This window comes from Aerococcus sp. Group 1, from assembly GCF_000193205.1.
Taxonomy (GTDB): Bacteria; Bacillota; Bacilli; order Lactobacillales; family Aerococcaceae; genus Aerococcus; species Aerococcus urinae_A.
In genome coordinates, this window is sequence record NC_015278.1 from 1034349 (window position 1) to 1048990 (window position 14642).

At 38.1% G+C, this 14642-nt stretch carries 15 protein-coding genes and 1 other RNA gene; 12 read left to right on the top strand and 4 right to left on the bottom strand.

Annotated features, from left to right (window positions below; all coding sequences use genetic code 11):
- Nucleotides 1-15: 15 nt before the first annotated feature.
- The 3 genes from HMPREF9243_RS04760 to gpsB form a co-directional block, all read right to left on the bottom strand.
- Nucleotides 16-1158: a class I SAM-dependent RNA methyltransferase gene (locus HMPREF9243_RS04760; RefSeq protein ID WP_013668593.1), complete on the bottom strand. Its 1143-nt coding sequence runs from the start codon at nucleotides 1156-1158 to the stop codon at nucleotides 16-18.
- A gap of 103 nt (nucleotides 1159-1261) precedes the next feature.
- An RNA gene (rnpB, locus tag HMPREF9243_RS10270) (RNase P RNA component class B) lies at nucleotides 1262-1617 on the bottom strand.
- Nucleotides 1618-1682: 65 nt separating this feature from the next.
- Nucleotides 1683-2048, bottom strand: coding sequence for a cell division regulator GpsB (gpsB, locus tag HMPREF9243_RS04770; RefSeq protein ID WP_013669532.1), 366 nt, complete (start codon nucleotides 2046-2048; stop codon nucleotides 1683-1685).
- 217 nt (nucleotides 2049-2265) lie between these two features.
- On the opposite strand from gpsB, the gene HMPREF9243_RS04775 reads away from it, so the two are divergent.
- The 6 genes from HMPREF9243_RS04775 to HMPREF9243_RS10710 all read left to right on the top strand — a co-directional run bounded on the left by HMPREF9243_RS04775 (nucleotide 2266) and on the right by HMPREF9243_RS10710 (nucleotide 7989).
- A complete protein-coding gene (locus tag HMPREF9243_RS04775; protein ID WP_013668805.1) occupies nucleotides 2266-2763 on the top strand; it encodes a hypothetical protein in 498 nt (165 codons plus the stop codon).
- Between the two features lie 15 nt (nucleotides 2764-2778).
- Complete coding sequence (prmA, locus tag HMPREF9243_RS04780; RefSeq protein WP_013668980.1) at nucleotides 2779-3729, top strand: 50S ribosomal protein L11 methyltransferase; 951 nt, start codon at nucleotides 2779-2781, stop codon at nucleotides 3727-3729.
- Between the two features lie 94 nt (nucleotides 3730-3823).
- Nucleotides 3824-6070 carry a bifunctional (p)ppGpp synthetase/guanosine-3',5'-bis(diphosphate) 3'-pyrophosphohydrolase gene (locus HMPREF9243_RS04785; protein WP_013669933.1) on the top strand — a complete coding sequence of 749 codons (2247 nt, stop codon included), beginning with the start codon at nucleotides 3824-3826 and terminating at the stop codon, nucleotides 6068-6070.
- Between the two features lie 73 nt (nucleotides 6071-6143).
- Entirely contained in the window at nucleotides 6144-6590 is a 447-nt protein-coding gene (gene dtd, locus HMPREF9243_RS04790) for a D-aminoacyl-tRNA deacylase (RefSeq protein ID WP_013669105.1), read from the top strand.
- 280 nt (nucleotides 6591-6870) lie between these two features.
- Nucleotides 6871-7497 (top strand): transposase, encoded by a 627-nt coding sequence (locus tag HMPREF9243_RS10705; RefSeq protein ID WP_049776751.1) that lies wholly within the window; start codon nucleotides 6871-6873, stop codon nucleotides 7495-7497.
- 84 nt (nucleotides 7498-7581) lie between these two features.
- Nucleotides 7582-7989 carry an IS110 family transposase gene (locus HMPREF9243_RS10710; RefSeq protein ID WP_049776752.1) on the top strand — a complete coding sequence of 136 codons (408 nt, stop codon included), beginning with the start codon at nucleotides 7582-7584 and terminating at the stop codon, nucleotides 7987-7989.
- A gap of 452 nt (nucleotides 7990-8441) precedes the next feature.
- Here HMPREF9243_RS10710 and HMPREF9243_RS04800 read toward each other — a convergent pair whose 3' ends face one another.
- Complete coding sequence (locus HMPREF9243_RS04800) at nucleotides 8442-9668, bottom strand: N-acetylmuramoyl-L-alanine amidase (RefSeq protein ID WP_013670135.1); 1227 nt, start codon at nucleotides 9666-9668, stop codon at nucleotides 8442-8444.
- A gap of 388 nt (nucleotides 9669-10056) precedes the next feature.
- Here HMPREF9243_RS04800 and HMPREF9243_RS04805 point away from each other — a divergent pair, with 388 nt between their 5' ends.
- The 6 genes from HMPREF9243_RS04805 to alsE are packed head-to-tail and all read left to right on the top strand — an operon-like array spanning nucleotide 10057 to nucleotide 14503.
- Nucleotides 10057-11505, top strand: coding sequence for a PRD domain-containing protein (locus HMPREF9243_RS04805; protein ID WP_013669104.1), 1449 nt, complete (start codon nucleotides 10057-10059; stop codon nucleotides 11503-11505).
- A complete protein-coding gene (locus HMPREF9243_RS09905) occupies nucleotides 11489-11911 on the top strand; it encodes a PTS sugar transporter subunit IIA (protein ID WP_049776754.1) in 423 nt (140 codons plus the stop codon). The genes HMPREF9243_RS04805 and HMPREF9243_RS09905 overlap by 17 nt, the downstream gene beginning before the upstream one ends.
- On the top strand, nucleotides 11908-12219 hold the full coding sequence (locus tag HMPREF9243_RS04815; protein ID WP_013668477.1) for a PTS fructose transporter subunit IIB: 312 nt from the start codon (nucleotides 11908-11910) through the stop codon (nucleotides 12217-12219). Before HMPREF9243_RS09905 ends, HMPREF9243_RS04815 begins: the two co-directional genes overlap by 4 nt.
- 13 nt (nucleotides 12220-12232) lie before the next feature.
- Nucleotides 12233-12691, top strand: a complete 459-nt coding sequence (locus HMPREF9243_RS04820; protein ID WP_013669434.1) for a PTS sugar transporter subunit IIA — start codon at nucleotides 12233-12235, stop codon at nucleotides 12689-12691.
- Between the two features lie 9 nt (nucleotides 12692-12700).
- Nucleotides 12701-13792 carry a PTS fructose transporter subunit IIC gene (locus HMPREF9243_RS04825; RefSeq protein WP_013668705.1) on the top strand — a complete coding sequence of 364 codons (1092 nt, stop codon included), beginning with the start codon at nucleotides 12701-12703 and terminating at the stop codon, nucleotides 13790-13792.
- Between the two features lie 21 nt (nucleotides 13793-13813).
- Nucleotides 13814-14503 carry a D-allulose 6-phosphate 3-epimerase gene (alsE, locus tag HMPREF9243_RS04830; protein WP_013669622.1) on the top strand — a complete coding sequence of 230 codons (690 nt, stop codon included), beginning with the start codon at nucleotides 13814-13816 and terminating at the stop codon, nucleotides 14501-14503.
- The last annotated feature ends 139 nt before the right edge of the window (nucleotides 14504-14642 follow it).

Sequence of the window (14642 nt, forward strand, 5' to 3'; positions counted from 1 at the left end):
AGTCTTTATTAGTTTTTATGCTTTGTTACGAGGACGTTTTTCGCCCCAGTATTGGTAATAGTCCACCTTAAGGGCCCCATTGTAGAGCTTACGTTTTTTAGTAGCTTTTTGGCCATAGTAACTTTCGAAATTTTCATCACTGGTTAAAATATACTTACTCCAAGTTTTGAGTGGTCGGTAAATTTCTCCCATCTTTTCATAAAGGTCATGGACATAGTCCTCATCATTTAGACGTTCACCGTAGGGTGGGTTGGAGATAATAATGCCATAGCTTTTTTGGGTGGTAAAATCAGCTAATTGCATTTGTTTAAAGTGGATCTGGTGACTAACACCCGCTGCTTCAGCATTTTTCTGAGCGATCTCGATCATGCGATGGTCAATATCGCAAGCGAGAATTTCTAATTGAATGTCATGGTCAATAGCAGCCCGCGCTTGGTGTCTGACCTGGTCAAAGACTTCTTTAGGAAAAATATCCCAGTCCTCACACACAAATGACCGCTTAAGACCAGGTGCAATATTCATCCCTTTCATAGCCGCTTCAATGGCGATGGTTCCAGAGCCAGTGGTTGGATCATAAAGTGGGCGGTCCGGAAACCATGTGGTTAAATCAACCAAGGCTGCCGCTAAAGTTTCCTTTAGAGGAGCTCCGCCTTTTTCTTGACGGTAACCTCGTTTAAAGAGACTAGTTCCTGAACTATCCAAGGTTAGCAGGGCCTTATCCTTATGAATACTGATCTCAATGGGGTAGCGAGCACCGGTCTCTGGTAAATGACCACGACGATGGTAGACCTCACTCAAGCGGTCAACGATTGCCTTTTTAACCATACTCTGACATGTCGGCACATGGTGGAGTTTAGATTTTACTGATTTCCCTGAAACGGGAAATTCAGCGTCGAGGGGGAGGATGTCCTCCCAGGCAATGGCTTTGGTCTGTTCATAAAGTTGGTCAAAAGTAGTCGCTTTAAATTCTCCCATAACAATTTTTATCCGGTCAGCAGTTCTTAACCAAATATTAGTCTTAGCAACATCACTAAGATCACCTTGAAAGCGAACTCTGCCATTTTCATTTTCCCTTGAGTAACCCAGATCTTTTAATTCTTTGGATACTAAGGCCTCAATCCCGCTAGCGCAGGTGGCAATTAAGGAATATTGTTTCATAATGGTCTCCTTTATTAGTTAGTCTGTTACATCTTAACATGAAAATCGCTATGATAAAAAGGCTGGAACCTTGTCCCAGCCTCTTATGTTGCCTGATGTAAATTTCTATAAGCCATGTTCTGTTCACAAGTAGGTCAGGAAGCTACTTGATCGGTAATCATCTATCTGCATTACTGCCCCGACGAATTCGTTCATTTCCGATTCGTCAAGTGCCCCTACCAATGTTTGGGTTGCTCGCTCGAGGGGTTTACCGCGTTCCACTTGAATGGTTTCCCATTCAACTTCGTCACTGTGGCACTTTTCAGGATGACTCAAGCCTAGACTAAGTCCTTAGCTTTTTTGTCCGCCGTCTGAGCCTTAGCTTATGGTTTTGCTAAGCACGATCACTACAAGCCTCTCAGCTTGTGCGAGCATGGACTTTCCTCAGATACCTCTTGGTACCCGCGATTACCCGAAATTTACAATGTTCAACTCTAAAATTCTACCGTAAATATGATTAAATTGCTAGTGTTTTCTGTTGACTTTTATTCGCTACGGTAAATACGTGTTTCTTCAACAGGATCTTCTTGATAGTTCTCATTTTGTTTGCGAATGCTTTGTCCGTAGACCGTTTTTTCCAGTTTAGAAAGGCGCTTGAGTATATCGTAGTTAGTCGTTGCCGCTTGACTAGAACTCCTACTAGTCGTGTTCGTCTGTTTGCTTTCACTTTCGATATTTTGTTTTAAGCGATTATTTTCTTGGCGTATAAAGGCTAGTTCCTTTTCATAGGATTCATAGTCACGAATAATTAAATCTAAAAACGCGTCAACTTCTTCGGTATTAAAGCCACGCAAAGCTGGTTTAAATTCTTTTTGTAGTATATCTTTGGTTGTTAAGTTACGAGCAGACATTCCAGACACCTCAAATTAGTAATAATTGTAATAAAACCATTATAGCATAAAAGAACTTTTATTAAGACTTGGTCTCTTGGGTTTAAGGAAATTATTAAGAAATTTTTTTGAATCGGCAATTACTGCTATAATAAAACTAATACAAAAAATTGCTTTCGTCTTTGAAAAATAATTTACTTAAATCAGGAAGCAAGGGATAGTTAAAAAGGAGATTGACATGCCAAATACACGTTTTTATTCCTTAGCAAAGTACCTTCAAGAACAACTAGAAAAAGAACCCAGCGCTTTTCCTTGGCGCCTAATTGAAGATGGCCAGCGAGGAGAACTATTATTACAATTTTTTATTGCTAATCCAGCTGGTGAATATCGTACTGCGCCAGTGACTTTTGAGGATCATTTTGGCCAATATTATAATGACCTCGATTATTATGCCTTGAGTTTTTCATTTTCTAAGCATGCAAGGAAGAATGATAGCCAAAGTAATCACATTGTCATTCCCGCTAATCAAGCGCCTAATGCTTTTGAAAAGTCATATATTGACGCTTGCTTGCAACTTATTCACCAACTTGTTAACGAAACCGCTCACCAATTACGGGGCTTAGAAGCCAATGTGCGTCAACAAATGACGATTCATTGGTCCGATAAGGCCTTAGCAGCAATTATTGATAACTTGAAGGTAGCCAATCGTTATGATGCTTCCTTACTCAGTTTCTAGATGGGGAGTGAGATTATGGACTGGTTAGAAATCATTATACATTGTCAAAATATTCCCTCAGACTTGGTATCGGATTGTCTAATGAACCTTGGCTCTAATGGGGTAGCTATTCAAGATATTGAGGATTATTTAAAGCTTCCCTCCGCTTTTGGGGTTTTTAAAACAGATGATTTTCTTGAAAAATATGGGGACTCACCCATTGTAAAAGGCTATTTTTCAGCCGAAACGGACCAATCTGCCTTAAAAGAAGCGGTTGCCGGAAAATTACAGGCCCTGGATCCCGATTGGTCTATCCAAGGCCTCAGCATAAATCGCTTAGAAGACCAGTCTTGGGCCAAAAATTGGCAAGACTATTATCAACCGATTCAAGTCAATCATTGGTTATCCATTATTCCAGTCTGGGAAAAAGACAGCCATCAATCGGATAATCATGCGATTTATCTAGATCCTGGTATGGCATTTGGAACTGGGGACCATCCAACTACCCAGTTAGCCATACATTTAATGGGACTCGTCCTCAAAAAGGGCGACCGGGTGATTGATGTGGGGACCGGTTCAGGTATTTTAGCGATTACGGCAAAACGTTTAGGCGCTCAAAGTGTCGCTGCCTATGACTATGATGAGAGCATTATCGAAACTGCTAAGGCTAATATCAACCTCAATGCTGGCATGGATCAGGTGACGGTTCAGTCTAACGATAAGCTCAACGGTATCCACGACCAGGTAGATGTGATCACTGCCAATATTTTAGCGGATATCCTCCTGCCGCTCATTCCCCAGGCCTATGACAACTTAAAAGACAATGGATCCTTTATCTTATCTGGCATCTACTATACTGAAGTTGACAAGCTAAAGGATGCATTAATCGCTAAGGATTTTTATTTACCTTGGATTATGCGAGCTGGGGATTGGTTTGGAATCCTAGCCAAGAAAGGTAGAGAGCATAAGACTAAAAATAGTTTGTAGGTAAGTAATTGCCTGCACTCATTCAGACGCGTTATAATAAATCTAATATACTTAGATGTTTGTCTAAAAGATCTTGTAGAATGGAGGGCTTCTTATGTCAGAAATTAAAAACAAAAGTAAAGAAGAAGTCATCGCTTCCTGTGAACAATATATGCCTGAAGATAAAGTGGCTATGATAAAGAAAGCCTGCGCTTTTGCGGAAAGGGCGCATGAAGGACAAAAACGTAAATCCGGAGAACCGTTTTTTATCCATCCCACCCAAGTGGCCGGTATTCTGGCTGATTTACAAATGGACCCGGATACTGTAGCCACTGGCTTCTTGCATGATGTGGTCGAAGATACTGGCATTACTTTAGATGATATAGAATACTTTTTCTCTAAAACCATTGCCACTTTGGTTGATGGGGTGACGAAGTTAGGGAAGGTGAAGTATCGTTCGAAAGAGGAACAGCTAGCTGAAAACCACCAAAAGCTCCTCTTAGCCATGGCCAATGATTTGCGGGTAATTGTGGTCAAACTGGCTGACCGTTTACATAACATGCGCACCTTAAAATGGCACCGTCCTGAAAAGCAAGTCAGCATTTCCGAAGAAACCCTTGATATCTATGCGCCCTTAGCCGACCGCCTAGGGATGAGTCAAATCAAATGGGAATTAGAGGACACCTGTTTGCGCTATATTAATCCAGAGGCTTATTACCAGATCGTTCACCTGATGAACTCAAAAAGAGAAGAACGTGAAGCTTATATTGATGCGACGATTGATGTTTTAAATAAGTATGTTAAGCCCATTATTGATGGCGAATACGATATCTATGGTCGTCCTAAGCATATCTATTCCATCTATAAAAAGATGCACCAGCAAAAGAAAACCTTTGACGAAATTTATGACCTCCTAGCTATCCGCGTCTTGGTTCCCAGCGTAAAGGATTGCTATGCAGTCCTAGGCATTGTCCATACCAGCTGGAAGCCTCTACCTGGACGCTTTAAGGACTATATCGCTATGCCTAAGGCCAATGGCTATCAATCTCTCCATACCACGGTCTTAGGTGAACATGGCCAACCCGTTGAAATTCAGATTAGGACCTTTGATATGCATGAGGTAGCTGAGTATGGGGTGGCTGCACACTGGGCCTATAAAAAAGGGGTTACCGATAAGGTAGAAACAGACGATTTAGATAAACAATTAGAGTGGTTCCATCAAATAGAGGATTTACAAGACGATTCGGATGATGCCACTCAGTTTGTGGAAAGTGTCAAAGAAGATATCTTTAAAGATAAGGTCTATGTCTTCACCCCCAAAGGCGATGTCAGCGAATTGCCCTCAGGCGCCAGCCCCCTCGATTTTGCTTATCAAATCCACACCGAAGTCGGACATAGTACGGTAGGAGCTAAGGTTAACGGAAAGATTGTTCCTTTGAATTATGGCTTACATACTGGTGATATTGTTGAAATCCTAACCTCTAAGAATTCTGCTGGTCCTAGTCGGGACTGGGTGAATTTCGTGGTGACTAATCGGGCTAAAAATAAGATTAAACGGCATTTTAAATTATTAGACCGTGATGAAAATATTGAACGTGGCAGGGAAGCCGTGATTAAAACCGTTAAAGAGATGGACTTTTCCTTTAATGAATTATTCAACAAGGATATGCAGGCTAAATGTTTGGAACGCTTTAATTTTTCAAGTATCGACGACTTATTTGCGGCAGTGGGCTTTGGTGAACTATCCGCTTCCGCTGTCGCCAATAAGATCACTGAAAATGAACGGAAACGCCATGATAAAGAAGAACACCAGTCGAAACTGGAAGATTTCCTCCAAGAAGAAGAGGAGCGTAAAAATAACGGTCAATCCAGCCGGGGGGGCAAGTCAGAGCGGATGGCCGTTCGCCACAATGATGGAATTGTGGTGGAAGGTGAAGATAATGTTCTCTTCCGCCTAGCTCATTGCTGTAACCCTATACCAGGTGATGACATTATTGGCTTTATCACTATGGGACGGGGGGTAACCATTCACCGCCAAGACTGTCAAAATATCCAAAATATGAATGAGGTCCAATCTCAACGATTGATTGAAGTCTATTGGGAAGACGCGGCTACCCACAATAATTCCTATGCGGTAGAAATTATGATCGATGGATTTGACCGTAACGGTTTTCTTAACGATATCTTGCAGGTTATTACGCCTTTGGTAACCAATATTTCTAACGTTAACGGAAACGTTGACCATAAGACCAATAACTTGAAGGTACGCATTAGAATTGTTATTCAAAGTTTAGACCAGTTAGAAAAAATTATTGACCGTATTAAAAATGTTCCCGATGTTTATGATGTTGAACGGGTTTAGAGAATGTCTTTAAAATTTCTGTGATCGGTGAGAAAATAGACGAGTAATTAAGAGTTATAGAAAGGAAGATTTTTTGCGAATTGTTATCCAACGCGCTAAAGAGGCTAGTGTAAGTATCGATGACGCAACAGTCGGTCACATTGACCATGGCTTTGTGCTCTTCGTGGGGGTCCACGATAGTGACACTGAAGAGACCGTTAAATACATGGCTAAAAAGATTGCCAAAATGCGAATTTTTGCTGATGAAAACGATAAATTGAACTTGGATATTAAGCAAGTTGACGGTAAGATCTTATCGATTTCTCAATTTACCCTCTATGCAAGAACCAAGAAGGGCAACCGGCCAAGCTTTATCGATGCGGCCAAAGCAGACCATGGAGACGCCATCTATCAACAACTGAATGAAGAACTGCGTAATAACTATAATTTAGAAGTCGAAACGGGTCAGTTTGGAGCTGATATGCAGGTTCAATTAATTAATGATGGCCCAATAACAATTATTTTAGACTCAGATGAATAGCTTGCTCGATTTTATTCGGTAAAATGAAACATACTAAGATTAGCTCGAAGGTAAATCGACGGATTTATCTTCGAGCTATTTCTATTTTCAGATATAGTGTAAGTGAAAGGATAATCCGGACAAACTCTCAAGGGCTAGGAGCCCGAATTAAAAAACGGATTCTTTCACTCTTGTTTTTAATTTTGGTTTAAGTATGTTGAGCTGTGAGCTCGTGTTTAGGAAATTAGGATAAGAACAATGAAGTGAAAATCTTTCAAACCATTACGAAAGGAAGCTAGAAATGACTAAGTATTTATATGCATTTGATGTTTCCAAAGGAAAAGCGACACAAGTTCTGTATAAAAATAATAGATGTATTGAGGAAAGCCTTTTGGAATTCACTCGTAAGGGATTTGAAGAACTGTTACAGAATATCCAACAGATCTCTGGGGAAGTGACTCTTGCTTTTGAAACGACAGGTATCTATTCAAAGCCACTTGAACGATTTTGTCACAAAAATCATTTAACTTACCACAGTTTGAATCCTTTAGAAGTGTACAATCGAACTAATGGTTTGACATTAAGAAGAAATAAAACAGACCAAGCAGATGCTCATAAATTGGCACAAATCATGTCAATTTTTAACTTTCAACCTTCGGTAAGGAAAGAGCTTCGCTATGAAGAAATGAAGCGCATGAATGCTTATTATTTAGAACTACAAGAAGGTATCGACAGACTCTATGTTAAGTTTTTAGAAGGTATCTATCTTTGCTTTCCTGGTATCGAAAAAGTTTTCTCTAAATTAAAAAATGAATTTGCTTTAACTATTATTGAAAAATACCCACATCCCGACTATGTGCTAGAAACCTCTCGAACAGTCATCAAAAATATATTGAAAAAGTCAACATTAAAAAATATCTCTAAGTAAAGAGCTTTTCAAAAAGCTGATCAAATCATTGAGTGTGCAGCTTCTTCCTATCCTTCTGTCCATAAGGACAGTTTTTATTGTCAGGTGCTCAGTTTTTATGCCGCACATCTAAAAAATTTAATTAATCAAAAAGAACTTATTCAAGATAAGATGATTGCTTTGGGACGTCAGTTTTCTGAATTTATAATTTATGCCAGTGTACCAGGGATTGGGCAACTGTCGGCTTGTCAGTTAATTGCAGAATTAGGTGATTTATCCCGATTCGAGAACCACAAACAATTAAATGCCTATGTCGGAATTGATATTAGACGCTATCAATCAGGTAAATTTATAGGCCGAGACCATATCAACAAACGTGGAAATAAAAAAGCTAGAAAAATACTTTATATCATTATTACCAATATGATTCGCGCCCAGAGACATGCGCCAAATCATATCGTTGATTATTACTATACAAAAAACAGCCACCCTTTAATAAATGCCATAAGGTAGCTGTTATAGCGTGTATGAATAAGCTGCTTAAATGCCTATACGCGCTATTCAATCATCATACGAAGTATGATTATGAATTAAATGCCTCTCACCGCAACTAATTCATTTTTATAGTAACTAAAATTTTTAAAAGTCTCAATACAGAGGCTTATTTAGCATGCCAAATTTTCCGTAGAATATTCAAAAGATTAAATTTCTAAATAACACTATATATATTTAGTAACTTTATACTGATTTTTACTTGACTAATCGTAGGAAAGAGAGTGTGACAAAAGTCAAAAGAGCCCTGAACCACTGGAGCGAACTATGGTAGATAGTTGCAAAACTATCGCACATAGAATGCGAAGTGGACGTCAGGGCTGACTTTTGGAGCACGTTTTGAATAGATAGTTCGTGTTTAAAAAAGAGCCTGGGACTTTTGTCCCAGGCTCTTTTTTCTGCCATTATTTACTTTATTCTTGGTAATTAATAATTAAGGCATTGAGAATACTTTGAGCCACTTTTTGATAATATTCATCTTGGCTAAAGGCTTTGACATCATTCGGATTACTCATGTAGCCCAATTCAATCAGTATTGCAGGGGGTCTTGAATCACGAATGACTTGGAAATTACCGAAACGAGTACCATTACTTGCCAGGGGCATTTTTTCCATCAATTGAGCTTGGACATTTTCGCTTAAAGGAATAGAAGCGTCATCGTAGTAGTAAACGGTGGTACCGGATACTGTTGTTTCTTCAGCAGCGTCATAGTGAAGACTAATAAAGGCATCCGCTTGAGCCTGATTATAGATGTCTGCACGCGGCGCTAGGTCAACGAAAGTATCATCTTCCCGAGTCATTAAGACATTAACTCCATAATCTTCTAACAGTCCCTTCACCACTTGGGCGGTTTTTAGGGTGACATTTTTTTCCTGTTTATCACCGCGGATTGCTCCTGGATCACTCCCCCCGTGACCAGGGTCTAAGACAATGGTTTTTCCTTTAATGGTTGAGGTATTGGCTAGGGATTTTGCCTTATCTTCCATGGCGGTTGAATCTGATTCTGCCAACCAATTGGCTAGGTAACCTTCCGTACCGTCTTGGGCTTTGACATGGTAATAGGCACCTTCTTGGCCAAGATAGGCAAATATTTCATGGATTTGACCCTTATAGATAATTTCTGAATCATTACTTGCCTGGCTACGGATATGGACACCGGCAGCGGTAGCGGTCACTGAGGCGTCATAATTAGCTAGGAAGGCGTCTGTCGCTGCTTTTTCTTCCTTAGTCTGTTGGCGTCCTGGGGCTTGGGTAATGACTCCCGGAGTGATTTCAATTTGATTTTGGGGGATCCAGCCAATGTCGTCCTTGTATTGGATATTAATCATATCACCTGACTGGTAGAGGATATTATATTTTTCATTATCATTGGCTTGGCCAATCACTTGAGAATTGGTGGAATCATCTTGATAAACGTTAACCTGGTCGGATAAAACCGTGGCAATAAATCCTGTTCCTGCCTTCGCTTCTTCTTCATTATTAGCTAAGCTATCATTAGCTAACCAATTGGGAATCCAGCCGCTTTGACCATTGTCAAGAATGATATGCTTCCAATCGTGCTTTTCCTCAAGCACCTGGTATTGACTTCCTTGGTCAATTTGTTGGGAGATATCATAAGTGATTCCAGGACCATTTCTCATATTAATAACACCAGTGGTCACTTCTTTGGTCGACTTGACTTTAACGTGATAAATCAGGGCAAAAGCAATAATGAATAAGGTCAGAATAATAATAGAGAAAACTAAATAGGTATTTTTTTCTTATCTTTTGTTTGTGAAGGAGAATTTTTGGACAAGAGTTGAACCCCCTTAGAACTTTCTTATAAGTCTAGCCTTTTTAATGAAAAACTGCAACTTTTAAAGGAGAAATCAGGCCCTATATGCTTGCCAAGAGGCCAAAGGCAATTAAATGTCCTTCTCAAGGGACATCAATGGGTAAGCGTTTACATTAGAAGCGTAGTACTATATAGGCAAAGGAGAAGTATGACAATGGATAAAAAATTGTTCGTATAAGAAAATTAATTTTTATTTGTTAGATAGGAAGGAAATAGTCACTGCTAAGGAATTGGCGGATTACTTAAACGTTTCTCAAAAAACTATTTACCGCTTAGTTCGTGAGATAAATGAGCATAATCGGAATAAGCCACTAATTGAATCCCATAAAGGCATTGGTTATCGATTGAATTATTCGAATTATATCGAACTGGATTCACAATTACTCAAGGTTGATCAGTCATCACCAAAGTTAAGGCAGCAAAATATTTTAAAAGATCTTTTATCAGCTTCTCCGAACTCAATTCCTATATATAAATTGTATGAGAAATATTATGTTAGTGATTCGGTTATTTCGACAGATAGCTATGAAATTCAAAAGTACATTAGCCAATTTAATTTAAATTTAGTGAGAAACCAGGGGCTATTGTCAATAGAAGGTTCTGAAAGTGATATTAGAAAAATAATTGAACAAGTTTACAAGCGATATTCTGTTCATGATCTTTCAAAAATTCGTAAAGAGTACCAAGAGTTGGGCTTTAATCGTTTTGATATTTCATTTATAGCCAAGCAAATTCAACAAATTGAAGACGAATTAGATACGGTTATTCCCGTTCCATACGATATTAATATTTTTACTCACTTATATATATTAATTGAGCGAACGAAAAAGGGCCAATTTACCGAACAACTCAGTGAAGAATTAGTAAATAGTGAAGGGGATTGGATACAGGAAAAGCGAATTTACCTAGTCGCAAAATCAGTTATCAAAAATATTGAAAATTATTTAAATATCACCGTTTCGACAAGTGAAGTTTATTACCTATACCAATATTTGGTTTCTTCAAGGATTGATTATAATTCTTCCATGAATGCTCAGTATTCTAAAAAAGTTATCGATGTCACTGAATATTATTTGGAACATGTCACTCAAGAGTTGCATATTCCCAATAAAAGCACACAATTTTTTAATGAACTAGCTAATCATATAAAACCGATGATAAATCGTTTGAAAAACGATATTTATATTGAAAACAGTCTCTTAGACCAAATCAAATTATCTTATCCGCAAATATTTTCAGCGGTAAAAAAAGTTTCTCAAGAGGTTAGCGATACATTCTCCTTAAGGAAAATTGATGACAACGAAAATGGTTTTATCTGCCTATATTTTGCCAGGGTTCTTGAAGACAATAAAGAAAGGATAAAAACGATCATTATGTGTACAACTGGCATAGGGACATCTGAATTACTACGCGTTAAGGTAGAAAATAATTTTCCGGAAATAGAAGTTATTGACGTTGTCTCAGAAAGAGTTTTAAAACAGCGATTTAAAGATTCTCGTACCGCAATCGACTTATTATTAACAACAATAAAAACTGATTCTATTCCTGGAGTAAGAACTTTATTAGTGAGTTCCTTATTAAATTCAGAAGATAAATTTCGGATACGAAAGGTGATTAGTGAAATTTATGAATCCAAGTTTTGAAGGATTAGTTAGTTACTATCCAATTGAATCTGTCAAAGATCGTTTTACAGTCTATGAAAAATTTGAAAAAGTCTGCCAAAAACATCAAATAATAGATAAGGATTATCGCTTATCAAATGAATTTTTAAAACGGGAGGAAGCAGGTGATATTGAAATTGCTCCAGGGGTAGTCATGCCTCACTGGAAAGATAGCAAGATCTTAGAAAGTAAAATAATTATTAGTCCATTAAGGCCGTCATTAGCAAAATGGAACGAAGAGATAGATGAGGTAGTTTTAGTTATTGCTGTAATTATCAAAGAAAACGAGAATGAAACGACACTTAAGCAAATTATATCCTTTATACAAGCGTTAGCTAAAGAAGATTTTATTAATCAATTATTAAATGGAGAGGATTTTGAAAAATGAAAATTGTTGGCGTTGCAGCATGTACAGTTGGGATTGCCCATACTTATATTGCACAAGAAAAATTGGAAAATGCTGCTCAAAAAAGAGGGCATGACATTAAAATTGAAACTCAAGGTACCATCGGCGTAGAAAATGCCCTTAGTTCTGATGATATAGCAGCGGCAGATATTGTCATTCTGGCGGTTGATGTAAAAATTAGCAATCGAGAAAGATTTGAAGAGAAAAGAATTATTCAAGTGTCTACAGAAGTAGCTATTAAGTCGCCTAATAAGTTAATTCAAAAGGCTGAAGAGGTTATTAATAATTAAATGAGGTAGGAATATGGAAATCAAGGATATTTTGGATAAACGAATCATAACAACTAATTTACAAGTCAATACTAAGGAAGAGGCCATTTATGCTATGTCCTCATTATTAGAAAAGGCTAACTATCTTAGTAATAAAGACTTATACATTGAAGATGTTTTTAAACGGGAAGATGAAGGAAAGACAGGTATAGGAAATTATGTCGCAATCCCCCATGGCAAGAGCACCGGAGTAAATCAGATTGGGGTGGCTATTGCAATTAATGATAAAGAAATTCCCTGGGAATCTATCGATGGCCAGGGGGTAAAAATTATCATTTTATTTGCTGTGGGTAATGATACCGAAGGGGCCAAACAACATTTAAAAGTACTTTCATTATTTGCTCGTAAATTAGGCAATGATGATATAGTGAACTGTCTACAAGAGGCTAAAAATCCAGAAGATGTCATTAATATATTTATAAAAAACGAATAGGTGAAAGCGATGTTTAAAAAATTAAATTTAAAAGGACATTTATTGACAGCAATCTCTTATTTAATACCGATAGTCTGCGGAGCCGGTTTTCTCATCGCTATTGGTATGGCATTAGGAGGAAGTAGTCAAGAAAGCTTAATTATCGGGGAGTTTAATTTTTGGGATGCTCTAGCAACAATGGGAGGAGCAGCACTAGGACTTTTGCCGGTGGTTATTTCAACAGGAATCGCCTTTTCTATAGCAGGAAAACCCGGCATAGCTCCAGGATTTATTATTGGTTTAACAGCTAACGCAGTCGGTGCTGGTTTTATTGGCGGTATTTTAGGAGGGTATATCTCAGGGTTTTTAGCCCTCTTTTTAATACGGTCGCTAAAAGTACCGGAGTGGGCCAAAGGTCTAATGCCTACCTTAATTATTCCTCTATTAACTTCTTTAATCGGCGATCTAATTATGGTGTATATCATTGGAGGGCCAGTAGCCTGGTTAACAACCTGGTTGACGAATTTCTTAAATAATTTAGGATCTTCATCCAAACTAATTTTTGGAGGCATTATCGGCTTATTAAGTGGTATTGATTATGGTGGCCCTGTTAATAAAACCGTGTTTGCCTTCGTCCTAACCTTGCAAGCTGAAGGAATTAACGAACCAATTACGGCCTTACAGTTAGTCAATACAGCGACTCCTATTGGTTTTGGCCTAGCGCATTTTATAGGAAAATTATTTGGTAAAAATATTTATAGTCCGGTTGAAGTAGAAACATTGAAATCAGCTGTTCCCATGGGCTTCGTGAACATCGTGGAAGGCATTATCCCTATAGTCATGAACGATATTGTAAAGGGTATCCTTGCCACTGCTGTAGGTGGGGCATCTGGAGGAGCAGTTGCATTGGTCATGGGGGCTGATGCTAGCGTTCCATTCGGGGGCTTCTTAATGCTACCTACGATGACCCGCCCCTTAGCTGGACTAGCTGCCTTGGGAGTAAATATACTTGTTACCGGACTAACTTATGCATTAATCAAGGAAGATTTCAGTAAACGTGAGGTTATTGAAGAAACTGACGATGAAGAGGAAATTGACTTAGACGAAATAACGATTATCTAATAAGTAAGAGGAGAGATAAACATGTCAGAAGTAAAAATTGCACCATCGTTAATGTGTATGGATTTAAGTAAATTTAATGAACAAATTACTTTTTTAAATCAAAATGTTGATTCGTACCATGTGGATATTATGGATGGCCATTTCGTACCTAATATTACTTTGTCGCCGTGGTTTATTGAAGAAGTGAAAAAAGTTAGTGACGTTCCGATTTCTAGTCATTTAATGGTTAATGATATGTCATTTTGGGTTAAAAAAATGATTAATTTAAACTGTGATTGGATCTGTATGCATGTTGAACGCTTAAATGGATTAGCCTTTCGTCTCATCGATCAAATTCATGATGCCGGTTTAAAGGCGGGTGTGGTTTTAAATCCAGAAACTGCTATTGAAAGTATCTATCCATATATTGATTTAGTTGATAAAGTGACCATAATGACAGTCGACCCTGGATTTGCCGGGCAGCGTTTTCTTCCTGTAGCTCTAGAAAAAATTAAACAATTAAAAGAGTTAAAAGAAAAGTATAATTATAATTATGTCATCGAAGTCGACGGGTCCTGTAATGAAAAAACATTTAAAGTGATCAAAGAATCAGGAACTGAAAGCTTTATTGTAGGCAATAGTGGCCTATTCAATTTAGCAGGAGATATCGATGAAGCCTGGCAAAGCATGGTTGAGAAATTTGAGAAAGAAACTGGCTGTCAAATTAAATAGTTCTTTTTTACAAATCAGTTGACATTTTTAAAACAATTAGGTAATCTTACTAAGGAATACCTATGATGGGGATGCAAGTAAAGCATTAGATAAGTGTGGTTTAGAGAGAGTGATAGTTGCTGAAAGTCACTTCGTACAC